26 protein-coding genes and 1 pseudogene are annotated in these 20,787 nt (G+C 69.5%); 9 read left to right on the forward strand and 18 right to left on the reverse strand.

Translation table 11 applies throughout. The features are described from left to right. Positions 1 to 2: 2 nt before the first annotated feature. The 10 genes and pseudogenes from C441_RS01225 to dapA all read right to left on the reverse strand — a co-directional run bounded on the left by C441_RS01225 (position 3) and on the right by dapA (position 8,306). Entirely contained in the window at positions 3 to 482 is a 480-nt protein-coding gene (locus C441_RS01225; RefSeq protein WP_007273419.1) for an Rpp14/Pop5 family protein, read from the reverse strand. A 9-nt stretch (positions 483 to 491) separates the two neighbouring features. Next, complete coding sequence (locus C441_RS01230; protein WP_007273420.1) at positions 492 to 1,115, reverse strand: class I SAM-dependent methyltransferase; 624 nt, start codon at positions 1,113 to 1,115, stop codon at positions 492 to 494. Continuing rightward, positions 1,099 to 1,794, reverse strand: coding sequence for an RNase P subunit p30 family protein (locus tag C441_RS01235; protein WP_007273421.1), 696 nt, complete (start codon positions 1,792 to 1,794; stop codon positions 1,099 to 1,101). The genes C441_RS01230 and C441_RS01235 overlap by 17 nt, the downstream gene beginning before the upstream one ends. 153 nt (positions 1,795 to 1,947) lie before the next feature. Continuing rightward, positions 1,948 to 2,505, reverse strand: a complete 558-nt coding sequence (locus tag C441_RS01240; protein ID WP_007273422.1) for a BGTF surface domain-containing protein — start codon at positions 2,503 to 2,505, stop codon at positions 1,948 to 1,950. A gap of 50 nt (positions 2,506 to 2,555) precedes the next feature. Beyond that, positions 2,556 to 3,665: a M20 family metallopeptidase gene (locus tag C441_RS01245; RefSeq protein ID WP_007273423.1), complete on the reverse strand. Its 1,110-nt coding sequence runs from the start codon at positions 3,663 to 3,665 to the stop codon at positions 2,556 to 2,558. Then, positions 3,662 to 4,527 (reverse strand): annotated as a pseudogene (gene dapF / locus C441_RS01250) (diaminopimelate epimerase). Before dapF ends, C441_RS01245 begins: the two are co-directional and overlap by 4 nt. A 20-nt stretch (positions 4,528 to 4,547) precedes the next feature. Continuing rightward, positions 4,548 to 5,795, reverse strand: coding sequence for a diaminopimelate decarboxylase (gene lysA / locus C441_RS01255; protein WP_007273424.1), 1,248 nt, complete (start codon positions 5,793 to 5,795; stop codon positions 4,548 to 4,550). Next, positions 5,792 to 6,634 carry a 2,3,4,5-tetrahydropyridine-2,6-dicarboxylate N-succinyltransferase gene (locus tag C441_RS01260; protein WP_007273425.1) on the reverse strand — a complete coding sequence of 281 codons (843 nt, stop codon included), beginning with the start codon at positions 6,632 to 6,634 and terminating at the stop codon, positions 5,792 to 5,794. Before C441_RS01260 ends, lysA begins: the two co-directional genes overlap by 4 nt. Next, on the reverse strand, positions 6,631 to 7,392 hold the full coding sequence (gene dapB / locus C441_RS01265; protein WP_007273426.1) for a 4-hydroxy-tetrahydrodipicolinate reductase: 762 nt from the start codon (positions 7,390 to 7,392) through the stop codon (positions 6,631 to 6,633). Before dapB ends, C441_RS01260 begins: the two co-directional genes overlap by 4 nt. Then, positions 7,389 to 8,306 (reverse strand): 4-hydroxy-tetrahydrodipicolinate synthase, encoded by a 918-nt coding sequence (dapA, locus tag C441_RS01270; RefSeq protein ID WP_007273427.1) that lies wholly within the window; start codon positions 8,304 to 8,306, stop codon positions 7,389 to 7,391. The genes dapB and dapA overlap by 4 nt, the downstream gene beginning before the upstream one ends. Before the next feature lie 389 nt (positions 8,307 to 8,695). Here dapA and C441_RS01275 point away from each other — a divergent pair, with 389 nt between their 5' ends. Next, on the forward strand, positions 8,696 to 9,193 hold the full coding sequence (locus C441_RS01275) for a LabA-like NYN domain-containing protein (RefSeq protein ID WP_007273428.1): 498 nt from the start codon (positions 8,696 to 8,698) through the stop codon (positions 9,191 to 9,193). 10 nt (positions 9,194 to 9,203) lie between these two features. Here C441_RS01275 and C441_RS01280 read toward each other — a convergent pair whose 3' ends face one another. Together C441_RS01280 and C441_RS19770 are read right to left on the reverse strand one after the other, a co-directional pair. Continuing rightward, positions 9,204 to 10,124, reverse strand: a complete 921-nt coding sequence (locus C441_RS01280; protein WP_007273429.1) for a DUF7847 domain-containing protein — start codon at positions 10,122 to 10,124, stop codon at positions 9,204 to 9,206. Positions 10,125 to 10,212: 88 nt separating this feature from the next. Next, positions 10,213 to 10,380, reverse strand: coding sequence for a hypothetical protein (locus tag C441_RS19770; RefSeq protein ID WP_167321005.1), 168 nt, complete (start codon positions 10,378 to 10,380; stop codon positions 10,213 to 10,215). A 119-nt stretch (positions 10,381 to 10,499) separates the two neighbouring features. Between C441_RS19770 and C441_RS01285 the strand changes: the two genes are divergently transcribed. From C441_RS01285 to C441_RS20660, 3 genes are all read left to right on the forward strand, one after another. After that, positions 10,500 to 10,979, forward strand: a complete 480-nt coding sequence (locus C441_RS01285) for a PUA domain-containing protein (RefSeq protein ID WP_007273431.1) — start codon at positions 10,500 to 10,502, stop codon at positions 10,977 to 10,979. Positions 10,980 to 11,158: 179 nt separating this feature from the next. Beyond that, the gene (locus C441_RS01290) at positions 11,159 to 11,419 is read left to right on the forward strand and encodes a type II toxin-antitoxin system HicB family antitoxin (protein WP_049920370.1); all 261 of its coding nucleotides are present in this window, start codon (positions 11,159 to 11,161) and stop codon (positions 11,417 to 11,419) included. A gap of 92 nt (positions 11,420 to 11,511) precedes the next feature. Next, positions 11,512 to 11,664, forward strand: a complete 153-nt coding sequence (locus C441_RS20660; RefSeq protein WP_239640801.1) for a type II toxin-antitoxin system HicA family toxin — start codon at positions 11,512 to 11,514, stop codon at positions 11,662 to 11,664. A gap of 199 nt (positions 11,665 to 11,863) precedes the next feature. Here C441_RS20660 and C441_RS01295 read toward each other — a convergent pair whose 3' ends face one another. The 4 genes from C441_RS01295 to C441_RS01310 all read right to left on the reverse strand — a co-directional run bounded on the left by C441_RS01295 (position 11,864) and on the right by C441_RS01310 (position 14,676). Further along, complete coding sequence (locus C441_RS01295; protein WP_007273432.1) at positions 11,864 to 12,877, reverse strand: presenilin family intramembrane aspartyl protease PSH; 1,014 nt, start codon at positions 12,875 to 12,877, stop codon at positions 11,864 to 11,866. 48 nt (positions 12,878 to 12,925) lie between these two features. Beyond that, positions 12,926 to 13,150 (reverse strand): H/ACA ribonucleoprotein complex subunit GAR1, encoded by a 225-nt coding sequence (locus C441_RS01300; RefSeq protein WP_007273433.1) that lies wholly within the window; start codon positions 13,148 to 13,150, stop codon positions 12,926 to 12,928. Next, a complete protein-coding gene (gene srp19 / locus C441_RS01305) occupies positions 13,150 to 13,428 on the reverse strand; it encodes a signal recognition particle subunit SRP19 (protein WP_007273434.1) in 279 nt (92 codons plus the stop codon). Before srp19 ends, C441_RS01300 begins: the two co-directional genes overlap by 1 nt. Positions 13,429 to 13,524: 96 nt before the next feature. Beyond that, complete coding sequence (locus C441_RS01310) at positions 13,525 to 14,676, reverse strand: PGF-CTERM-anchored ABC transporter substrate-binding protein (RefSeq protein WP_007273435.1); 1,152 nt, start codon at positions 14,674 to 14,676, stop codon at positions 13,525 to 13,527. A 60-nt stretch (positions 14,677 to 14,736) separates the two neighbouring features. On the opposite strand from C441_RS01310, the gene btuC reads away from it, so the two are divergent. From btuC to C441_RS01330, 4 genes are all read left to right on the forward strand, one after another. Continuing rightward, the gene (btuC, locus tag C441_RS01315) at positions 14,737 to 15,831 is read left to right on the forward strand and encodes a vitamin B12 ABC transporter permease BtuC (protein WP_007273436.1); all 1,095 of its coding nucleotides are present in this window, start codon (positions 14,737 to 14,739) and stop codon (positions 15,829 to 15,831) included. 83 nt (positions 15,832 to 15,914) lie between these two features. Beyond that, complete coding sequence (locus tag C441_RS01320; protein ID WP_449271539.1) at positions 15,915 to 17,318, forward strand: ATP-binding cassette domain-containing protein; 1,404 nt, start codon at positions 15,915 to 15,917, stop codon at positions 17,316 to 17,318. 83 nt (positions 17,319 to 17,401) lie between these two features. After that, complete coding sequence (gene cetZ3, locus C441_RS01325; RefSeq protein ID WP_004970904.1) at positions 17,402 to 18,571, forward strand: tubulin-like protein CetZ3; 1,170 nt, start codon at positions 17,402 to 17,404, stop codon at positions 18,569 to 18,571. 74 nt (positions 18,572 to 18,645) lie between these two features. After that, complete coding sequence (locus tag C441_RS01330; protein WP_007273438.1) at positions 18,646 to 19,344, forward strand: RNA ligase partner protein; 699 nt, start codon at positions 18,646 to 18,648, stop codon at positions 19,342 to 19,344. A gap of 27 nt (positions 19,345 to 19,371) precedes the next feature. Here C441_RS01330 and C441_RS01335 read toward each other — a convergent pair whose 3' ends face one another. Beyond that, positions 19,372 to 19,572 carry a DUF7511 domain-containing protein gene (locus C441_RS01335; protein ID WP_007273439.1) on the reverse strand — a complete coding sequence of 67 codons (201 nt, stop codon included), beginning with the start codon at positions 19,570 to 19,572 and terminating at the stop codon, positions 19,372 to 19,374. After that, on the reverse strand, positions 19,572 to 19,919 hold the full coding sequence (locus C441_RS01340; RefSeq protein ID WP_007273440.1) for a winged helix-turn-helix domain-containing protein: 348 nt from the start codon (positions 19,917 to 19,919) through the stop codon (positions 19,572 to 19,574). Before C441_RS01340 ends, C441_RS01335 begins: the two co-directional genes overlap by 1 nt. Positions 19,920 to 20,102: 183 nt before the next feature. On the opposite strand from C441_RS01340, the gene C441_RS01345 reads away from it, so the two are divergent. Next, entirely contained in the window at positions 20,103 to 20,744 is a 642-nt protein-coding gene (locus C441_RS01345; protein WP_007273441.1) for a helix-turn-helix domain-containing protein, read from the forward strand. The last annotated feature ends 43 nt before the right edge of the window (positions 20,745 to 20,787 follow it).

Below are 20,787 nucleotides of genomic sequence, written 5' to 3' on the forward strand. Positions count from 1 at the left end.
TATCACTCGAAATCGAGTTGCGTCGCGCCCGTGAACCCGTCCGAACCGCGAACGTCGAAGAGGGAGTCGCGGACGACGGCGGTTCGGGATTCGTTCTCGAACACGACGGTTCTCTCCTCGGAAATTCCGGCCCGGCCGTGTAAATACCTTTCCGAACAGGCACGCACTGTCCCCGAGACGCCTCGCACTCTCACCCCCACTGGGTCGCCGCCGACGGCGTCGATGCAGGCGAGCGCGGCCCGGGCGTCTTCGACGTGACCGCGTCGGGCGCGGACGACGGTCTCGGCGACGCCGTCGGCGTAGTCGAACCCGAGGACGGTCAGGTCGGCGTCGGCGCTCCCGGCGTCGCCGTAGAGGTTCTGGGCGGCGTACCAGAGTTCGCGCTGGAACGGCCCGCGGCCGAGGTCGGCGTCGGGCCACGTCTCGATTTCGACGGCGAGGTATCGCCGCCGCGGCCGGAGGTGTTTGGGCAGGTGTTTCATCGGCTCAGCTCACTCGTCGGCGGTCGGCGCTCGCTCTGCGACGAGGACGCCCACCTGCTCGTGGACCGATTCGACGGCCGTCAGGACGAAGCCGGCGTCCGTGAGCGCGTCGGCGAGGAAGCCGACGGTCGCGGGGTCGTCCACCTCGGGCGAGTAGAACGGCTCGTCGGGGTCGGGCGTCCCGAAGAACATCACGTCGCCGAGGACGAACCGCCGCGGTTCGAGGTCGGCGATGACGTCGATGGCCTCGCGCTTTTCCTCGTCCGAGAGGTGGTGCATGGCGAAGTTCGTGACCACGATATCGACCTGTTCGTCGCCGACGTTGGGGTCGCGGAACCGGCCCTCGCCGAACTCGACGTTCTCGATGCCGACTTCGGCGGCCTTGGTGCGGGCCTGTTCGAGCATTCCCTCGCTGATGTCGCGGCCGACGACGCGCTTCGCGTCGGGGGCGAGTGCGAGGGCGATAGCGCCCGTGCCGGTTCCGAGGTCGAGCACCACGTCCTCGGGGGAGGGGTCGACGTAGTGGATGACGAGCGAGACGCACGCGCGGTACTCGTCGCTGTCTTGGGAGTCGTCGTACTCCGCGGCGATGTGGGAAAAGCGGGCGGCGTGTTCCTCAATCGTCTTCTTCATACCGTCCCCGTTTGACGCCGGGGGCTATGAACGACTCGGACGTGCGCTCGCGGTTGCGCGCCGCGAGGCGGCCCCACTCGCGGAGGCCGTCGAGCACCTGCTCGCGGTCGAAGCCGATGACCTCGCCCAGCCCCGCCAACTCGCGGGGGCTCCGCAGTTGGAGGTGCGACGACGGGGTCGCGGAGACGACGTAGGGCGCGTCGTAGTACTCGACGAGTTCGCGGAGTTTCCGGAGCGCCGAGATGGCCTGCACGCGGGTTCCCCCGTCGCTTCGGAGCACCGGCCCGAAGTCGAACTCGACGCGGACGCCGTTGTCGCGGGCGGCCTTGGCGAGGACGTGGTTGAAGTTGCCCTCGCCCGCCATCGGCCGGGAGAGCACGTCTATTCGCGGCTGTTCGACGGCGAATCGGTTGAGCGCGTTCGTCCCCCCGCGGAGGACGAGCAGTTCGCGCTGTGGCCGGTAGTTGCCGACCGCGCCGCTGGCTTGTTCCGGGTTCGAGGCGTCGATTTCGACGGCGTCGACGAGGTCAACGTCGAGCGCCTCGCGGAGACGGTCGTAGTCGGGGCGGGCGTCGAGCGCGCGGACGACGACGCCGTCGTAGTCGTACCGCCCGGCGGCGACGGCGACGCGACTGACCGTGCTCTCGCCGTCGGGGTGTGCGTAGACCGCCTCGTACATACGCCGACTCAGGTGCGGGTGGGAAAAGGGCGTTGCGTTCCGGAGCCGCGGGGCGGTCGGCGCGAGCGAACGGGTGAGTAGGCGAGCGAACGGTCGAACGGGCGAGCGGGTGAACAGGCGAACGGGCGAGCGGGTGAACGCGGGACCGTGCGCTCAGACGCCGCGGGCGGCGACGAGCGACGCGACGAGGAGCGCGGCGACACCGACGCCCACGCCGAAGCCGGGGATTTCGATTCCGGACGGCGAATCGCTCGTCGTCGCGGGCGACGAGGCCGCCGTCTCGGCCGTCGCGTCGGCCTCTCCGATATCGGGCGTGAGCGTCGAGTTCTCGGGCATGTCGTACGTCACGAGCGTGGCGTTTTCCTCGTAGGTGGTCTGTTGGTCGCGGCGAACCGAGACCTTGACCGGCCCGCCGCGGAGTCGCGCCAGTTCCGAGAGGTCGAACGTCACGTCGAAGCTTCCGTTTTCGCCGACGCGGACGGCCTTCGAGACGAGGAACGGGTGGGTGTCGCCGACGGACTGCACGCGGACGCCGATGAGCGTCCCGGTCGCGTACGGGGTCGTTCCGTGGACGTGCTCGCCGTCGACCGCGTCGAGCGTGAGTTCGTCGCCCGGGTGGTCGATGACGGTGCCGCTGTCGGCCGCGGCGACGCCGGACAGCGACAGCGCGACCACGACGAGGAGAGCGACGCTGAGGTGGGGAGGGCGCATCGTCCGAAACGTATCGTTCGGATAACAAGTACGTTGTGATTAGCCGACACTTAGGCGACGATTGCGGCGACCGCGGCTTCGAGCGCGGCGGCCGCGGTCCGCACGTCCTCGGTGCGCACGTACTCTCTGTCGGCGTGCGCGACCGCGCCCTCGTCGTCGGCGAGGTGGCCGGGTCCGAAGACGACGACGGGCGCGGGAGAGAAGTAGGAGGCCTCGGTCGCGGCGGTGAAGGGGCGGACGTCCGCCCGCCCGCCGGCGTCTCGGGAGGCCGCCGCGAGCGTCGTCACGAGCTCGTGGTCGGGGTCGGTCGCGAACGCTTCGAGGAACGGCGTCGGGCGCTCGGTGAGCGCGAAATCGACGCTCACGTCGTCGGACACGCCGTCCGACACCGCCGCCCGGAGCGTCGACTGGAGTTCTTCGCGAAAGCCGTCGGCCGTCTCCGGCGGGACGCTCCGGCGGTCCACCACGAGTCGGCAGTCGGCGGGGACCTGATTCGAGTTCGCGCCGCCGTCGACCATCGTCGGCGTCAGCGTCGCCGGGCCGAGTTCGGGGTGGGCCTCGCGGCCGTCGTCGAACGACCGGAGGGCGTCGAGCACCGGCGCGAGCGCGTCCACGGCGTTGGCGCCCGACTGCGGCTCGGCCGCGTGCGCGGCGACGCCCGACAGCGACACCGTTCCCTCGAACCGGCCCTTCGCGGCCGTACAGACGTCGAGGCCGGTCGGCTCGCCGACGATGTACATGTCGCCGTCGAGGTCGAGTTCGGCCGCGCCGGTCGAGAGGAGTTCCTCGTCGGGCGTAACCGCCAGCGTGACTCGGCTGTCGGGGCCGGGGTCGACGGCGAAAAAGGCCGATAGCAGGGCCGCGAGCGGCCCTTTCGCGTCGCAGGAGCCGCGGCCGCGGATGACGCCCTCGTCGCGTTCGTACGGGACGTGCGGCGAGACGGTGTCGATGTGCGTGTTGAGGACGAGGTGCGTCGCCGGCTCCGCCGCTCCCTTCGAGGCGACGGTGTTGCCGGCGTCGTCCACGGTCGGCGAGACGCCCTCGGTTTCGAGCGTCTCGACCAGCAGGTCGCGCATCTCGCCCACGTCGTCGTTCGACGCGACGGGGACGGCGCGTTCGAGGAACGCGACGGGGTCGAACCCGTCGGCGTCGCCGCTCATCGCTCGCGGAAGACGATGTCGGCTTCGCCGTCGCCCTCGTAGACGGCCGGTCCGCCGAGGAGTGCCGACCCCTCGTCGGGGACGGTCACGGAGAGCGCGCCGCCCGGCGGAGAGACGGTCACGGACTCGTCGCCGGAGACGCGACCGAGTCGCTTCGCGGCCGCGACGACGGCGACCGCGCCGGTGCCGCAGGACTGCGTCTCGCCTTCGACGCCGCGCTCGAAGGTGCGCTGGCGGAAGCCGCCCTCGCCGTCGGGGGAGGCGAGCGTGACGTTCGCGCCGTCCGGGAACACCGGGGCGTGGCGGACCGCGGGTGCGACCGATTCGAGGTCAACGTCGTCCACGTCGTCGACGAACGCGACGGCGTGGGGAACGCCCGTGTTGACGGCCGTGACCGTCAGGCCCTCGACCTCGGTCTCGACGAGTTCGTCGTCGGCCGAAAGCGGCACGTCGCGGGGCGAAAGGAGGGCGCGCCCATCTCGACGGTCACGTCGGTGCCGTCGAGGTTCGCGCGGCGGGTGCCGGCGGGCGTGTCTATCATGACTTCGTCCGTGCCGGTTCGCTCGGCGGCCCACGCGGCCGCGACGCGAGCGCCGTTGCCGCACATGGCGGCGACCGAGCCGTCGGGTTGGACGAGCGTCATGACGACCCGCGGCGGGTCGTAACGCGATTCGAGCGCGAGAAACAGGACGCCGTCTGCGCCGCGTCGCTCGCTCTCGCTCATGGTGATTCCGGCCTCGCGGTCGCAGTGGGTGCGCGCGAAGGCGGGGCGGTCCGGGACCGGGTCGTCTGCGTCGACGACGAAGAAGTCGTTTCCAGTGCCGTGGAACTTTTCGAAGGGAACGGTGTTGAGTACGCTCATGATTCTGTGTTGGTGCTTGGTCAGTTGGGGATGTGCTCGGATGCGGTTCGTTCGAGTGCGGTGACGTCGTCGAGGGTCTCGCGCCGGCGGGCCAGTCGGGGGCCGTCGGCGTCGAGGACGACTTCCGGGGGGCGCGGTCGAGAGTTGTAGGTGCTGGCCATCTCGTAGCCGTACGCCCCCGCGTTGCCGAGCGCGAGACAGTCGCCGCGCTCGGGTTCGGGGAGGTCGCGGCCGTCGGCGAACACGTCGCTCGTCTCGCAGACGGGGCCCGCGACGATGGTCGAAACCGGGTCGGCGTCGGGCCGAGAGAGATTGGAAATCGCGTGGTACGCGTCGTACATCGCCGGTCGGAGCAGAGTCGTCATACCAGCGTCGATGCCGACGACGGTCGTCTCGGGGGTCTCTTTCACCGTGTTGACTTCCGAGAGGAGGACGCCCGCGTCGGCGACGACGTAGCGGCCGGGTTCGACTGCGAGTCGCGCGTCGACTTCGCCGAGCGCCTCGCGGGTCGCGTCGGCGACGGCGGCGAGGTCGAGCGGCGGTTCGTCCTCGCGGTAGGGGACGCCGAAGCCGCCGCCGACGTCGACGAATTCGAGGTCGCCGACCTCGCGGGCGAGGTCGCCCATCCGGCGGACCAACTCGCGGTGCGCCGAGAGGTCGTCGCCGGAGATGCCGCTTCCGGCGTGGGCGTGGACGCCGACGAGGTCGAACTCCTCGCGCACGTCGGTGGCGAGGTCGGGGACGCGGTCGATGGGGATGCCGAACTTCGCGTGCCCGCCGGTCGTGACCTTCTCGTGGTGACCCGCGCCGACGCCGGGGTTCGCCCGGAGGCAGAGCCGCCCGTCGAAGCCGCGCTCGCGCAGGCGGTCGATAGTGTCCGCCGCGCCGACCGTGACGGTCATCTCGGGGTTCGACTCCCAGCGCGAGACGACGTGGTCGAGGTCGGCGTCCGGCGGGTTGACCGCCGTGTAGCGGACGCGCTCGCCGGGGAAGCCCGCGTCGAGGGCGCGCTCGACCTCGCCCGCGGAGGCGCACTCGGCGTCGACGCCGGCCTCGCGGACGGCTTCGAGCACCGCTCGCCCGGCGTGGGCCTTGACGGCGTAGCTGACGTGCGCCTCGGGGAACGCCTCGCGGAGTCGGAAACAGTTCTCGCGGACGCGACGGAGGTCGGTCACGTACAGCGGCGAGCCGAACTCGTCGGCGAGCGACAGCAGGTGCTCGCGGTCCCAGTCCGAGAGCCGCCGGACGGCCGGCCCGCCGCCGCTCATTCGCGCAGTGCCTCCTCCCGACGGGTCGCGTCGAGGGTGTCGTCCTCGATGTCGAGGGCGACGACCGCGGGCTTGTACGCGCCGCCGGCAAAGAGGTCGTGGTCGCCGAGCGACGACTCTACGAACCGCGTGAAGGCGCGGCGGTTCGCGGGCAGGTGGCCGTAGTAAATCTCCTCGTCCACGAGGTCGTAGACGGGGATGCGGGGCGTCAGAAGCGTGTTCTCACCGACGATGGAGTTCTCGCCGACGACGAAGCCGGAGGTGACCCGACAGCCCGCGCCGAGCGCCGCGCCGTCTTCGACGACGACCGGGGCGTCCTCGACGGGTTCGAGCACGCCGCCGATGAGCGTGTTCGCGCCGAGCTTGACGTTCGCGCCGATTTGCGCGCAGGAGCCGACGGTGTCACAGGAGTCCACGAGCGTGCCGTCGCCGACGTGCGCGCCGACGTTCACGAACGAGGGGCTCATCATGATGCAGTCGGAGCCGAGGTACGCGCCGCGGCGGATGGCGGTGCCGTCCGGGGTGTTGCGCGTGCCGCGCTCGCCGAGGTCCTCGGTGTCGCGCAGGGGGAGCACGTCGTGATAGCGGACGTCGCCGTACTCGCGGGCGAGCGTCTCGCGCAGGCCGAAGTTGAGCAGGATGCCCCGCTTGACCCACTCGTTTGCCTCCCAGGAGGTCACGTCGGAGCCGGTCTTCTCGGCGGCGCGCACCTCGCCCGCTTCGAGGGCGTCGAGGAACGCGTCGAGCGTGTCGAGCTCGTCGACGGTCGCCGATTCGGCGTCGACGTCGCCGTCGTCGTATCGCTGCCACAGGTCTCGTACGTCGGATTCCAGATTCATTCGAGTACCTCGGTGAAGTCGTACCACCCGGCGTCGCGGTCGGCGAGCCACGCCGCGGCGTCGAGCGCGCCGGCGGCGAACACTCCCCGCGACCCCGCGCGGTGCGTGAGTGAAAGAGACTCGTGATTTCCAGCCAGTAATACCTCGTGCTCTCCGGCAATATCCCCCGCCCGGCGAGCGTGGACGCCCACCTCGCCTTCGGACCGGGGCGCTTCGCCCTCGCGGCCGTGGACGCGCTCGGACTCGCCGCGCACGTCGTCGATATCGTCCAAGAGGGTCAGCGCCGTCCCGCTCGGGGCGTCGCGCTTGGCGTTGTGGTGCGTCTCGGTGAGTTCGATGTCGTAGCCGTCGAGGGCCGGGACCGCCTCGCGGACGGCCCGGCGGAGCGCCGCGATGCCCCGCGAGAAGTTCGACGCGTACAGCACCGGGACTTCCGATGCGGCCTCGCGGAGCGCGTCGAAGCCGCCCTCGCTCAGCCCGGTCGTGCCGGTGACGAAGGCGACGCCCGCCTCGCCGCAGGCCGACGCGTACTCGATGCAGGACGCCGGACCGGTGAAATCGACGACGACGTCGGGCTGGTTCGAGGCGAGCAGGTCGGCGAAGTCGGCCGCGTCCTCGACGGCGACCCCTTCGACTGACTCGCCGGGCGAGCGACTGACCGCGAAGGCGACCGAGAGGTCGTCGCGGTCGGCGGCCGCGGCGAGGACTTCCCCGCCCATGCGGCCGGTCGCGCCGGTGACGCCGACGGAGACCGTCACTCGTCGCTCCCCCCGTCCGGAATCGCCTGCCCCGCTTCGAGGTCGGACAGCAGGCGGCGCAGTTCCTCGGTGTTGTCCTCCGTGAGTCGGGTGAGCGGCGGGCGCAGGCGCGCCGGGCCGTAGCCCCGAATCTCCATGGCCTCCTTGACCGGGATGGGGTTCGTCTCGGAGAACAGGTGGCGGTTCAGCGGGGCGAGGTCGTGGTGGATGTCGCGGGCGCGCTCGTAGTCGCCCTGTAGCGCCGAGTGGACCATCGCGCCGACGCGCGCGGGTTCGACGTTCGCCGTGACCGAGATGGCGCCGACGCCGCCGACCGAGAGAATCGGGAGCGTGAGCGCGTCGTCGCCCGACAGCACCGCGAACTGCTCGTCTCGGGTCCGCTCGACGACCTCCGAAATCTGGCCGAGGTCGCCGCTGGCGGCCTTGTAGGCGGTGATGTTCGGGTGCTCGGCGAGCGTCGCGGCCGTCTCGGGCAGGATGTTGCTTCCGGTCCGGCTGGGGACGTTGTAGACGATCTGCGGCAGGTCGATTTCGTCGGCGATGGTCCGGTAGTGGTCGACGAGGCCGGCCTGCTCGGGCTTGTTGTAGTACGGCGAGATGAGGAGCAACGCGTCGGCCCCGGCGTCGGCGGAGCGCCGGGAGAGTTCGAGCGCCTCGCGGGTCGAGTTCGACCCGGAGCCGGCGATGACGGGCACGTCCTCGACGGCCTCGACGGCCGCCTCGACGACTTCGACGTGTTCGTCGTGGGAGAGCGTCGCGGACTCGCCGGTCGAACCGACGGGCACGACGCCGTCGACGCCGGCTTCTTCGAGGCGTCGCACGTCGGCTTGGAACTGTTCGAAGTCGATACTGCCGTCCTCGTGGAACGGCGTGGTCATCGCGGGATAGACGCCGCGGAAGTCGAGTGATGTCATTGTGGTTGGTGGGTGTGGTGACGGTCGTGGGAGCGTCGATATCGGTCGTGTGACCGGAACGTGCGTCAGCCGAAGGCCGCCCGAGACGGGGTCGCTACTCCCGCAACGAGCGATTCAGTACGCACGTTTTTTCGAAAAGAAAGCGGCACGCGACGCTGTCGAAGGTGTGGTGACCTGCGAGGGCCGCGTCGCGTCGTTCACACCGGATGCAGGTGCCGGAAGCGTAATATAACTTGCGTCGTCTGCAGGTCCTGCCGGAGCGAGTGGGCGGGCTGAAGGGCGTCTCGGGACGCCTTCCGCCGGTTCTCGGTCGCCGAGGTGGACGTCCGTCCGCCGCGTTCCCGTCTCCCCGGACGGTTATTAGTCCGCGCCGTCCAAGCGTCGTACGAATGACCGAGATTCACCCCGACCAGCGCGTCGCCATCCTGGCCGACGCACAGAACCTCTACCATACGGCACAGAGCCTGTACTCGCGGAACATCGACTACTCGTCGCTCCTCCAGAAGGGGACGGCGGGCCGCGCGCTCACCCGCGCCATCGCCTACGTCATCCGGGCGGATTCGCCCGACGAGGTGAGCTTTTTCGATGCACTCGTCGACATCGGTTTCGAGACGAAAATCAAGGACATCAAGACGTTCGGCGACGGCTCGAAGAAGGCCGACTGGGACCTCGGCATCGCGCTCGACGCGGTTAGCCTCGCCGACCACGTGGACACGGTCGTCCTCTGTTCGGGCGACGGCGACTTCGAGCGGCTCTGTACCCACCTCCGCCACGAGGGCGTCCGCGTCGAGGTGATGGCGTTCAGGGAGTCTACCGCCGAGGAACTCGTCGCGGCGGCGGACACGTTCATCGACCTCTCGGAGCGAAAAGAGACGTTCCTGCTGTAATCCCCGCCGACTACTCGAACTGCGGAATCGCCGAGTCGCCGTCGATGTCGGGGCCGGCGGTCCCGGTCGGGCCGTCGCTCCCGGCGTCGTGAGCCTCGAAGAAGGCGACCGCGTAGGTGTACTGGAACGCCGCGAGAACCGTCTGCGTCGCTATCGAGAGGACGGCGATGGCGGCGATTTCCGTCGGCGAGAAGCCGAGGCCGGCCTGCACCGCCGCCGGGTCAGCCGCGTTCTGTGCCTGCTGGACGTTCTGTATCGTCCGAAAGACGATGAGGCCCGTCGCGGGGACGCTAACCAGAATCCCGACCACGAACCGGATGGCGGAGTAGCCGAGCGAGGGGACGACGTTGTGCCGGACGAGCCGATAGCTCTCGCCGAACGCCTCGATTGCGCCCGCGTCGCCGACGACGACCGCGACGGGGTAGAACTGGACGAGGAAGATGACGACGAGGTACGCCAGTCCGAGGAGGCCGAGGACGGCGATGCCGACGAGGAAGCCGCCGCCGAGGGCGAGGTTGGGGACGCCGCCACCGCCCGTTGCGAGGCCGCCGAGGCCGAGCGAGACGGCCATGGCGACCATGATGATGACGAACACGATACCGAAGACGAGGACGATGCCGAGTTGGACGATGTTCGCGAGGAGCATGGGGACGTACTTCTCGCGGCCGACCGCCGTGAGCGTCGACAGCGAGGTCGAGCCTCCGCCCCCGCGGTCGACCGCCTCGTCGGCCATCCCGTAGAGACCGGCGGCGACGAACGGCGTGACGAAGAACGTCACCGCCGTGAGGACGGTCGGGACGAACGGTATCTGCGCCAACTGCGTGGCGAGTTGCGGGAGCGTGACGAGGCCCAAGGCGAGGCCGCCGAGGAACAGTACCGGGTTCGACCGGATGCCTCGGAGGGCGGTCTGGAGGGAGCTAATCGCGGCCATACCTCGACCTGTCGGTGCGGTAATACGTAAAACGGGAGGGTCGAGACGCCGGCGTGGTCGGGGCCGTATCCGGGCCCGCGAGTGGGAATCAGGCCGTCGGCGTCGCCAGCCGAGCGGCGGTGGCGACCGCGCCGACCCCCGCGATGGCGGCGAGCACCGTCGGGAGCCGCCAGTCGAGCGCCGTCTGCGTGAGAAGCGCACTGCTCGCGAGCAGTAGCGCGGTTCCCACGGCGGCGAGTCGAACGTCCACAGACATACTCCGAGGGCGGTCGGTCCCGTACTTAGGACTTTCCGTCTCGGGCGTGCGTGGTAGCTCGGCGCACGCGGTCGAACGGGACCGCGACCCACTTTAGCCGGCGGGGCAAAGGGCGGGGTATGACCGAAGGCCACGCGACCGATTTGGACGACCTCCGGGTCGTCGCCGACTACCAGTTCGGGGCCGGCGCGGGCGACGCGCTGTTCCCGGCCGACGCGGACATCGAACTCTCGCGCTCGCGGAGCGGCCGCCCGCGACAGGTGTACGTCGAGGGCGACCGCGTCACCTCCTACGGCACCGACGGCCGGTTCACCCTCGGCGTCGCCGGCGGCCGCCGCCTCTACGACGACCTCGGCGGCGACGCCTACGTCGTCCGCGTCGGCGACGAGTCGGTCCCGTTCGTCCGCGACGGCAAGAACGCCTTCGCCAAGTTCGTCACCGACGCCGACCCGGCGGTCCGCTCGGGCGACGAGGTGTGCGTCGTCGGCCCCGACGGCGACCTGCTGGGCGTCGGTCGCGCGGAGCTCTCCGCGGACGCGATGCTCGACTTCGAGGCGGGGATGGCGGTTCGCGTCCGCGAGGGCGCGGACGAGGAGTGAGGTGAAGCCGGGGAACTCGGGCGGTACGTCGCTGTTGAGATTCTAGAGGGGTGAGAGAAACGGCGTGCGAGACTGAGGGGTGCGTTCAGCAAGATGTCTCCGATGGTCGTGGTGGTCGGAGTTTCACACAAAGCCCGTCCGAACGCTTATTTGCAGTCATCGACTCGATTCTCATAGAGATAGCCAGCACGACTCGTGACAACCGTAACGGGGGCGTCGAGTTCGTCCACGAGGATGATGGACGGGTCACCGCGAAGGACATCGAGACGGGTGTCGCTTCCTTCGGCGACGACCGCGCGGAGGCACTGCGGATGCTCGCTGACGCTCTCGATGCCTACCACGGAACGGGCGAACCCGTCGACGATGACGGGCTGGCCGCCGAACTCGGTCTCGACGAAGACGAACTCGGAAGCGAAGGCCGCCCGCCGTGGGACGAGTAACGTGGGCCGGACGGCAGTTACAGGCAGAGAAGTCGCGAAGGTGCTGATGAATCGGTTACGAGCCGAAGTCACGGACGGGGAGTCATCTCACGCTGGAGTACGTCAACCCCGACACCGGCGAGGCTCGACGGCCGACCGTTCCACTTCACGGAGAGATACCTCGTGGAACGCTCGGGAGTATCGCGGAGCAGTGCGGTGCAGACGATTTCCACTCGTTCTGTGAGTGGATTGACGACCACTGTTAGGATTCACTGTGTAGACCGGGACGTTGCTGGCGTGATTCGGAGCCTGATGGGCTTTCACATCATATGGCTATTTTCAGACAGATTGGGAGTGTGCCCACCAATACCGCTCAGCGAAACATCTCTTTTGCTCGCCCTCTATCGGGGGATGAACGTTCGCATCGACAGCGAGTACGGCCAAGAAATCCGACGGAGCCGCGTTTCAGAGGTACGGCGCGAGTCCGAGCGCGGAGACGAGCGGGACGCCCGCGACGACCGAGCCGACGAGGTAGCCGCCGATTGCGCCGCCGTTGAGAAGCGGCAGGCCGGCGTGCGCCCGCCCCTTCATCACGGCCCACATCAGCCCGCTGAACCCGGCGAACGTCCCGACCATGGCGAGGAGCGCCGGGACGTTGAGCGCCGGGAGCGCGCCGAGGCCGAGCGACGGCGCTTCGGAGAAGAACGCGCCCGAGGCGACCATCACGGTCGGCATGACCGCGTCGCCGAGGCCGATGAAGAAGGCGTCTCGCTCGCCGGAATCTGACTCGTTGTCGGCCGTCTCGGCGTCAGCCACCTCCGAATCGACCGCGCCCGTCGATTCGCCCCCGTCGGTCGCGTTCCCGCCGTCGCCGACGTCGTTGGCGTCGCTGGCGAAGTCGTCGCCGAGAATCGAGTACGACAGCGTCGTCGGGATGACGAGCACGACCGGGATGCGGAGGTCCATCACGCCCTCCGCGAGGTCGAGCATGTGTTTGGTCTTGTAGACGCTGATGGCGTCGTAGACGGCGAGGACCGAGAGGAGGACGATGGCGGGCAACAGGCCGAAGCTGATGCCGAACAGGGCGGCCGCGCCCGCGCCCATGAGCGTCCCGGCGGCGTCGATGACGTACCACTCGGGGTAGACGAGAAGCGCGAGCGCGACGGCCGCCGAGAGGCCGACGGCGACGAGCGCGCTGGGAATGAGCGCGGCGAAGACGTACCACGCGAGCAGGCCGCTCGTGAAGACGATGACGAGGCGGATGAGCTGGTCGAGGTCGTACTTGAACGCCGCGAGCATGAACGCGGTCATGACGATAATCGCGCCGATGTAGAGGAGGCTGTTCGTCGGGTCGGTGGGGTCTTCGACCGTCTGGTACCCCTGTTCGAAGAACGTCGGCACGAGGGCGAGCGCACCCACCTGCACGACGAGGAAGATGAGGGCGGCGAGGGCGACACCCCGATAGGCGCGGCGTGACATGCAGGGGCGTTCCCACCCGAGGGGTATGGGGGTTGCGCTCTGGCGTCGTCAGCGAGCGTAGAGCTTGCTCCCGACGAGCCGGGCGGGCGAGCCGTCGTCGGCCGTGACGGCGACGTAGGGACGGTCGACCGGACCGAACACGTCCACGATGCGGCCCACCGTCGACAGCGACTCGTCGAGGACCATCGTGCCGATGTCCGGCGCGTCGTCGTCGTCGAGGCGGACGATAGCGAGGCCCTGCGCCGTCCGGGAGACCGTGCCGATTCGCCGCATCAGTCGCGGAGGATTCCGACGTAGGCGGCGACCGCCTGCACGATGTCGTTTTTCGTGGCGTCGTCGGCGTTGTTCACGAGGACGCGCCCGCGGGTTTCGAACTCGCGGGAGTATCGCTTGCCCCGTTCGATGACGGCGTCGTAGCCGACCTGCTGGACGGCCTTCGCGATTTCGTCGACGGTCGGTTCTTCGACCGCCGCGGACTGGGCGACCCGCCGACCCTCGCTACGCGAGAGAGAGGCGTCGAGGTAGGCGGGGTAGATGACGTTCTCGACCATACCCGTGTGTCCGCCATCCGACGGTAATACGGTTGTGGTCTCACGGAGCCGAGCGCGTGCGGTGGAGAAACAGAGACGGCGCGGGTGTCTGTGCAGTTATCGCCGGCGCGCGAGCAGGGCGACCGCGCCGACGGCCGCGAGGCCGACGACGGCGCCGAACCCGGGCGCGTCGCTCTCGGTGGTCGATTCCGAGGACTCGGCCGTCGCGGTTGCCTCGGTGGCGTCGGTTGCAGTCGCGGCGGTCGCAGTCGCGTCCGCGACCGTGGTCGTCGCGGTCGCGGTCGAGTCCGACTCCGTCGCCGACTCGGTTTCGAGTTGCCGGTAGCGCTCGTAGGCGTCGGGGTGGACCGCTTCGAGAATCACCTCGCTCGCCTCGATTGCTCGCGGGGCGGGCTGTTGGAGCTTGTGCGCCTCGATGACGATGACGTTGCCCTCCTGCATCGCGGTCGTGCTGTTGTACGCCGGACTGCTCGGGACGGGCGCGTGGTCGGGGACGACGATGTACTCGGGGTTCATCTCGACGACGAGCTCTTCGTTAATCTGTGCGAAGCCGGTGAGGTTCGCCTCTGCCGCGCCGTTGCGCAGGCCGGCGGTCGTCATGATGTCGGAGATGAACGTGCCCGACCCGGAGGAGTAGCCGAAAAAGGAGTTGAGACCGACCGGGCGCTCCGCGCCGTCGAGGGCCTGCCGCATGTGCCGAATCGACTCGCGCATCTCGGCCGCGCGCTCGACGCCGGCCTCGCAGTTGCCGGTCATGCGGCCGACGCGCTCGGTCTTGTCGGCGACGGCGTCGAGCGACTTCCCGGACTCGAAGACGACGACCGAGATGTCCGCCGAGCGAAGCTGTTCGATGCGGTCGGGCTCGGCGTTGTACGAGGAGTTCGGGACCAACACGAGGTCGGGTTCGAGACCGATGACCGCCTCGACGTTGAGCCCGCCGGAGCCGGAGACGTTCCCCTTTTCGGCCGCGCCGTCGAGGTACGTGGCGTACTGCGAGACGCCGACGACCTCGTCGCGCGCGCCGAGTTCCCACATGGTCTGGGCGGCGCTCGGGTTGGTCGTGACGACCCGCTCGGGGTCCTCGGCGATGGTGACGTCGGTCCCCGTGGCGTCGGTGACCGTCACCGGGAACGTACACGTCGCGGTCTGGTGCGGTGCCGCTTGCCCTACCGCGGCCGCGGCCGGTGCCGGAACCCCGGCGAACACGGTCGCGAACGCGAGCAGGGCGACGACGAGTTGTCGGTTCACGGTAGTGGCCTCAGCGGCTGTTCAATAAATATTTACCTACTGAAAGCGCGGTTGTGCTCAATGAGCGTTCGAACGCGGGCGACCACGTGGTCGCTCGGTCTCTCCGGGCTCCTGCTTTTGGTCGTCGTCGCGAGCGCCGGAATCGGGGCCGTGACCATCCCGCCGCGGACCGTCGCCGCCATCCTCGCGGACGCGTTGCCCGTCCCCGTCGGCGTCTCTCTCGGCGGCGCGACGGCCCTCCCCGTCGTCGGGCCGGTTCCGACGCCGACGCTGGAGTTCGCCTCGCCGTTCGAGTTCGCCGTCCCCAGACCCGCCCGCATCATCGTGCTCTCGGTCCGCCTGCCCCGCATCCTCCTCGCGGCGCTCGTCGGCTTCGCGCTCGCCACCGCGGGAACCGTGATGCAGGGCTTCTTCCGCAACCCGATGGCCGACCCCTCCATCGTCGGCGTCTCCTCCGGGGCCGCCGTCGGCGCGGTCGCGACCATCGTGCTGTCGCTTTCGATTCCGTTCGGGATGGAGGGCGCGGCGTTCGTCAGCGCCGTCGTCACCGCCTTCGTCGTCTACCTCATCGCCACCGAGAGCGGTCGGACGCCCGTGGCGACCCTGCTTCTCGCGGGGGTCGCCGTCCAGACGTTCCTCGGCGCGGTCATCTCGTTTCTCCTCCTCCAGAGCGGCGAGAGCCTCCGGCAGGTCGTCTTCTGGCTCATGGGCCACCTCGCGGGCGCGACGTGGAGCGAGGTCGGCATGCTCGCCCTCGTCCTGCCGCTTCCCTTCGTGCTCCTCGTGGCCCACGCCCGCGACCTGAACGTCCTGCTCCTCGGCGAGGAGGACGCCCACGCTCTCGGCATCGAAGTCGAGCGGACGAAACAGCTCCTCCTCGCCACCGCGAGCGTCGTCACCGCCGCGGCCGTCTCGGTCTCCGGCGTCATCGGCTTCGTCGGCCTCGTCGTCCCCCACATGCTCCGGCTCCTCGTCGGCCCCGACCACCGGGTGTTGCTCCCGGCGTCGGCGCTGGCGGGCGCGTCGTTCCTCGTCGCCACCGACACCGTCGCCCGCTCCGGCGGCGCGGAGATTCCGGTCGGCGTCGTCACCGCGGCCGTCGGCGCGCCCTTCTTCCTCTACCTGCTCCGCACGCGGGAGGTGCGCTCGCCGTGAGCGACCGCGACCCCGCCGCCGACGCGGATTCACCGGACTCAGACCCCTTCGGCGACGCCGACCCGGCGATTCGCCTCGACGACGTGTCGGTCTCCCTCGGCGGCACCCGGATTCTCGACGCCGTCTCGGTCGACGTGGGCGAAGGCACGTTCGTCGGCCTCATCGGTCCCAACGGCGCGGGGAAGACGACGCTCCTCCGGGTCCTCAACGGCGCGCTCGCACCCGACGAGGGAGCGGTCCGCGTCGCCGGCGAGGACGTCCACGCCCTGTCGTCGAAGGCGGCGAGCAGGGTCGTGGCGACGGTCCCCCAGACCACGAGCGTCACCTTCGACTTCCCCGTCCGCGACGTCGTCGAGATGGGCCGCACGCCACACCGCGGGCGCTTCGAGGGTTGGCGCGAGCGCGACGAGACCGCCGTCGAGGCCGCCATGCGCCGGACCGCCGTCGAATCGCTCGCCGAGCGCCCCGTCACGGAAGTCAGCGGCGGCGAGCGCCAGCGCGTCCTCATCGCTCGCGCGCTGGCACAGGAGACGCCCGTCCTGCTCCTCGACGAGCCGACCGCCAGCCTCGACATCAACCACCAGGTCCGCACGCTCGAACTCGTCTCCGACCTCGTCGCCGACGGGACGACCGCGGTCGCGGCCATCCACGACCTCAACCTCGCGGCCCACTACTGCGACGCGCTGGTCCTCCTGTCGGGCGGGCGCGTCCTCTCGGCGGGCGACCCCGCGGCGGTGCTCTCCGAGGAGAACCTCCGCGAGGCGTTCGACGCCGAGGCGGTCGTCTCGCGGCACCCCGTCACCGGTTCGGTGTACGTGACCGCCCTCCCACCGCCTTCGGACGACGCCAACGGCCGGGTCCACGTCGTCGGCGGGGGCGGCACCGGCGCGCGGGCGCTCCACCTGCTGTCGGCGGCCGGCTACGCGCTGTCCGCCGGCGCGCTCAACGAGGGCGACACAGACGCCGAGGCCGCCCGCGGGGTCGGCGCGGACCTCGTGACCGTGCCGCCGTACTCGCCGGTCGACGACGCCGCGCGGGCCGCGGTCGAGTCGCGGGTCGAAGCCGCCGACGTGACCGTCGTCGCCGACGTGGAGGTCGGCGGCGGCAACCTCGCCAACCTCGAAGCCGCGGCCGAGGCCGACCGCCTCGTCCTCGTCGAACAGCGACCGTTCTCGGAGCGGAACTACGCCGGCGACGACGGCTTCGCGGTCTACGAGCGCCTGCGGGAGCGCGGCCGAGTCGTCGAACCGGGCGACCTCCTGTCTGTCGTCGGCGAACTCGCCTGTGACTCGTTCCGGGAGCGCGACGGCGGACCCACCGACTCCGACGACGGTGAAGGCGGTTCCGACGACGGTGCAACCGGCCCCGAGGACCGCGAGACGCCCGCGAGCGCCGACTCCACCGACTCCACCGACTCCACCGACCGCGAATCGACCGACTCCGACACTGTCACCGACGGCCGAGCGTCGGACTTATTTTCCAGTTAAGCTGTCGTTGCGCGGTGCTACGGGCAGTATATTCAAGCCCTGAGCGCGCGTCTAGTAGTACGATTTCTGAGAGGAACACGGCCATGAAACTCGCACTCATCGGTATCGGACAGGCTGGCGGCAAGGTAGTCGACGCCATCGTCGACTACGAGCGACGGACGAACACGGGGTTCGTCGTCGACGCAATCGCCGTCAACACGGCCCGCTCGGACCTCCGGGGGCTCCGAAACATCCCCGAGTCGCGGCAGGTGCTCGTCGGCCTGACCCGCGTCAAGGGCCACGGCGTCGGCGCGGACAACGAACTCGGCGCGGAGGTGACCGCAGAAGACGTCGGCGAGGTGCTCTCGATGGTCGACGACCTCCCGGTCCACGAGATAGACGCCTTCCTCGTCGTCGCCGGCCTCGGCGGCGGCACCGGCTCCGGCGGCGCGCCCGTCGTCGCGCGCGAACTGAAGCACATCTACACCGAGCCGGTCTACGGGCTCGGCGTCCTCCCCGCGCGGGACGAAGGCGGTATCTACACGCTCAACGCCGCGCGCTCCTTCCAGACGTTCGTCCGCGAGGTCGACAACCTCATCGTCTTCGACAACGACGCCTGGCGGAAGACCGGTGAGTCGCTCGAAGCGGGCTACGGCAGTATCAACGCCGAACTCGCCCGCCGCCTCGGCGTGCTGTTCAGCGCCGGCGAGGGCGACGGCTCCGGCGCGGTGGCGGAGTCCGTCGTGGACGCCTCCGAGATAATCAACACGCTCGCCAGCGGCGGCATCTCGACTATCGGCTACGCCTCCGTCGAACTCGACCGCCCGAAGCGCGGGCTTCTCTCCCGGCTCTCCGGCGGGGCGGCCGACGCCGAGGACGGCGGCGACTCGACGAACCGAATCACCAGCCTCGTGCGCCGCGCCGCGCTCGGCCGGCTCACGCTCCCCTGCGAGATTTCCGGCGCGGAGCGCGGCCTCGTCGTCGTCGCCGGGCCGCCGGACGTGCTCTCGCGCCGCGGCATCGAGCGCGCGCGGACGTGGCTCGAAGACGAGACCGGGACGATGGAGATTCGCGGCGGCGACTACCCCGTCGGGTCGAACTTCGTCGCCGCGGTCGTGCTCCTGTCGGGCGTCTACGACGTGCCGCGGGTGAAAGAACTGCAGGCGGTCGCCATCGAGACCCAACGCGACATGCTCGCCAAGCGCGAGTCGAGCGCGGCGTCGCTCGACGACCTCATCTCGACCGGCGACGACCGCATCGAACCGCTGTTCTGAGCCGCCTCCGCACGGTTTCTGTCACCTTCGTCCACGGGGAAGGGTCATAGTGCCGCGGTACCAACTGACGAACGATGGCCGAGTATCCGCTGAAACAACGTTTCGTGCTCGACACCTCGCTGTTTCTCTCCGAGGAGATTCGAGACGACGACGAGACGTTCGAGGAGGGAATCGAACGGCTCCTCGACACCATCGCCGCCGCGCGACTGGACCTGAACATCTCGTGTTACATGCCGCCGTCTATCGCCGCGGAGTTGGAACACATCCTGCGCGACCGCGGCGTCTCGGAGGACGTGCTCGGCAAACTCGACACGTGGGTCATCAAGAAACACCCCGACCGCTACGAGGTGTACATCCCCGCCGAGGTCGTCTACCGCTTCATCGACGAGATGTCCGACCGCGTCAACCGCGGCCTCCGGGTCTCCGAGAAGGCCGTCCGCAAGGCCGAGGAGTCGAAACAGCGCTCCAACGGCGGGTCGAAGCTCTCCGACGTGGACAAGGTCATCTCCGACCTCCGGGAGGACTACCGCGGCGCGCTCAGACAGGGCGTCCTCGACTCCCGCGAGGACTTCGACCTCCTCATCCTCGCGCGCGAACTGAACGCCGGCGTCGTCACGGAAGACACCGGCATCATCAGTTGGGCCGCCGACTTCGGCCTGCGAAACCTCCGCGGACGGGCGTTTCCGACCCTCTTAGAAGAGTACCTCATGGCGCTCGACAGCCCGCGCCCGTGGAGCAGGGGCGACGACGGCGTCGACGCCGACCGACTGTAACCCGGCTGTCACGCTCACTGCAGACTGCTACTCCATCGAGTCGAGGTCGACGTAGCTCCCCTCGAACGCCGATAGCCACTGCGTCAGTTGGTCTTCGGGCGTCGCGTCAGCCGGGTAAATCGTACACTCCTCGCGCCCGTCGGGATGGGTGGTCAGCCGCGACGCGAGCCGCGGGCGGACGGGGTGTTCGCCCCCCGAGTCCGGCGGATGCACCGGCTCCGACCCCATCAGCGGTCTCCTCCGAGGGCGACTTCGAGCCCCCGGTCGTCGTTCAGCGACACCGTGACCGACTCGACGCTCGACCGGTACTGGTGGGTGTGGGTCCCGTTGGCCCGCAGTTGAAGCGTCTCTTCGAGCAGGCTCGCCTCCGAGAGCTGTTCGACCTTCCGGTAGGTCGTCGACAGCGGGACGTTGCACGCCTCGGAGAGGTCCTGTGCGGTCATCGGCTCGGTCGCACCCTGAAGCGTGGTGAGGATTCGCCGGCACGCGCGGTCCGACAGCGCTTCCAGCACCTGTTCCGCCTCCAGCTCGGCGGGCTTCGGTCCGGTCGGCTTGCGTCTGAGGCCGGTCTGCATGCTCACCCGTAGATTCGCCCGCGTCGCCCGTCGAAGGGCACCCAGAATATGCAGGGCGCTTTATACCTCACACGAGCGGCCGCGCCCCGTTCGACGGGGGCGACGACTGGAAACGGACCACGATATAAAGGCCCGGTGTATCGGGGGTGTTTATATCAGGGGCTGGGGCGACTTCGTACTCTTATGACGAGCGCAGCGGGCATCAGAGCGGAGTTGAAAGTGACGGGGCCGGACGGCTGTCCCGTCGCGACGGTCTCCGAGGGCGATACCTCGGGCTACGCGCTCTCGCGGAGCATGGCTCCCAACGAGCGCGGGTCGGTCGTCGAGGAGTTCGTCTTCGACGACGACACCGAGGTCCCCGAAGAGATGGAGCGGCTGTTCGAGTACGGCGACGGGAGCGTCTACCGGTTCGACCGCGAGGGCGGCGTCGGCTGTCCCTGCGAGCGCGTCGAGGCGTTCGACTGCCCGGTCGTGGACGTCCAGACGCGCGACGGCGCGCTGTTTCTGACGTTCCACGCCCCCGACATCGACACGCTCCGCGACGTGGTCGCCTCCCTCCGGGAGTCGTCGGGGTCGGTGGACGTGCGCCGACTGCTCCAGTCGTCGGTCGACGAGTCGCGGGACCTCGTGTTGGTCGAGCGGGGCCAGCTCACCGACCGCCAGCGCGAGGTGCTGGAGACGGCCCACGAGATGGGCTACTTCGACCACCCGCGGCGCGCGAACAAAGGCGAGGTCGCGACCGAACTCGGCATCACGACCTCGACGTTCTCCGAGCACCTCGCCATGGCACAGAAGAAGCTCATGGGTGCCATCCTTCAGGGGTGACGAGATGAGACGTGTCGACGGGATATCAGTCCCCCGCGAATGC

This window comes from Haloferax sulfurifontis ATCC BAA-897, from assembly GCF_000337835.1.
Lineage (GTDB): Archaea > Halobacteriota > Halobacteria > Halobacteriales > Haloferacaceae > Haloferax > Haloferax denitrificans.

Excerpts from the sequence above, each read along its gene's own strand:
- C441_RS01230 (WP_007273420.1), bottom strand. The coding sequence starts at position 1,115 with ATGAAGAAGACGATTGAGGAACACGCCGCCCGCTTTTCCCACATCGCC.
- C441_RS01330 (WP_007273438.1), top strand. The coding sequence starts at position 18,646 with ATGGCCGAGTATCCGCTGAAACAACGTTTCGTGCTCGACACCTCGCTG.
- C441_RS01295 (WP_007273432.1), bottom strand. The coding sequence starts at position 12,877 with ATGTCACGCCGCGCCTATCGGGGTGTCGCCCTCGCCGCCCTCATCTTC.
- C441_RS01345 (WP_007273441.1), top strand. The coding sequence starts at position 20,103 with ATGACGAGCGCAGCGGGCATCAGAGCGGAGTTGAAAGTGACGGGGCCG.
- srp19 (WP_007273434.1), bottom strand. The coding sequence starts at position 13,428 with ATGGTCGAGAACGTCATCTACCCCGCCTACCTCGACGCCTCTCTCTCG.
- C441_RS01340 (WP_007273440.1), bottom strand. The coding sequence starts at position 19,919 with ATGCAGACCGGCCTCAGACGCAAGCCGACCGGACCGAAGCCCGCCGAG.
- C441_RS01335 (WP_007273439.1), bottom strand. The coding sequence starts at position 19,572 with ATGGGGTCGGAGCCGGTGCATCCGCCGGACTCGGGGGGCGAACACCCC.
- C441_RS01300 (WP_007273433.1), bottom strand. The coding sequence starts at position 13,150 with ATGCGGCGAATCGGCACGGTCTCCCGGACGGCGCAGGGCCTCGCTATC.
- C441_RS01240 (WP_007273422.1), bottom strand. The coding sequence starts at position 2,505 with ATGCGCCCTCCCCACCTCAGCGTCGCTCTCCTCGTCGTGGTCGCGCTG.
- dapA (WP_007273427.1), bottom strand. The coding sequence starts at position 8,306 with ATGACATCACTCGACTTCCGCGGCGTCTATCCCGCGATGACCACGCCG.
- btuC (WP_007273436.1), top strand. The coding sequence starts at position 14,737 with ATGAGCGTTCGAACGCGGGCGACCACGTGGTCGCTCGGTCTCTCCGGG.
- cetZ3 (WP_004970904.1), top strand. The coding sequence starts at position 17,402 with ATGAAACTCGCACTCATCGGTATCGGACAGGCTGGCGGCAAGGTAGTC.
- C441_RS01235 (WP_007273421.1), bottom strand. The coding sequence starts at position 1,794 with ATGTACGAGGCGGTCTACGCACACCCCGACGGCGAGAGCACGGTCAGT.
- C441_RS19770 (WP_167321005.1), bottom strand. The coding sequence starts at position 10,380 with ATGTCTGTGGACGTTCGACTCGCCGCCGTGGGAACCGCGCTACTGCTC.
- C441_RS01285 (WP_007273431.1), top strand. The coding sequence starts at position 10,500 with ATGACCGAAGGCCACGCGACCGATTTGGACGACCTCCGGGTCGTCGCC.
- C441_RS01245 (WP_007273423.1), bottom strand. The coding sequence starts at position 3,665 with ATGAGCGGCGACGCCGACGGGTTCGACCCCGTCGCGTTCCTCGAACGC.
- lysA (WP_007273424.1), bottom strand. The coding sequence starts at position 5,795 with ATGAGCGGCGGCGGGCCGGCCGTCCGGCGGCTCTCGGACTGGGACCGC.
- C441_RS01260 (WP_007273425.1), bottom strand. The coding sequence starts at position 6,634 with ATGAATCTGGAATCCGACGTACGAGACCTGTGGCAGCGATACGACGAC.
- C441_RS01225 (WP_007273419.1), bottom strand. The coding sequence starts at position 482 with ATGAAACACCTGCCCAAACACCTCCGGCCGCGGCGGCGATACCTCGCC.
- C441_RS01275 (WP_007273428.1), top strand. The coding sequence starts at position 8,696 with ATGACCGAGATTCACCCCGACCAGCGCGTCGCCATCCTGGCCGACGCA.
- C441_RS01280 (WP_007273429.1), bottom strand. The coding sequence starts at position 10,124 with ATGGCCGCGATTAGCTCCCTCCAGACCGCCCTCCGAGGCATCCGGTCG.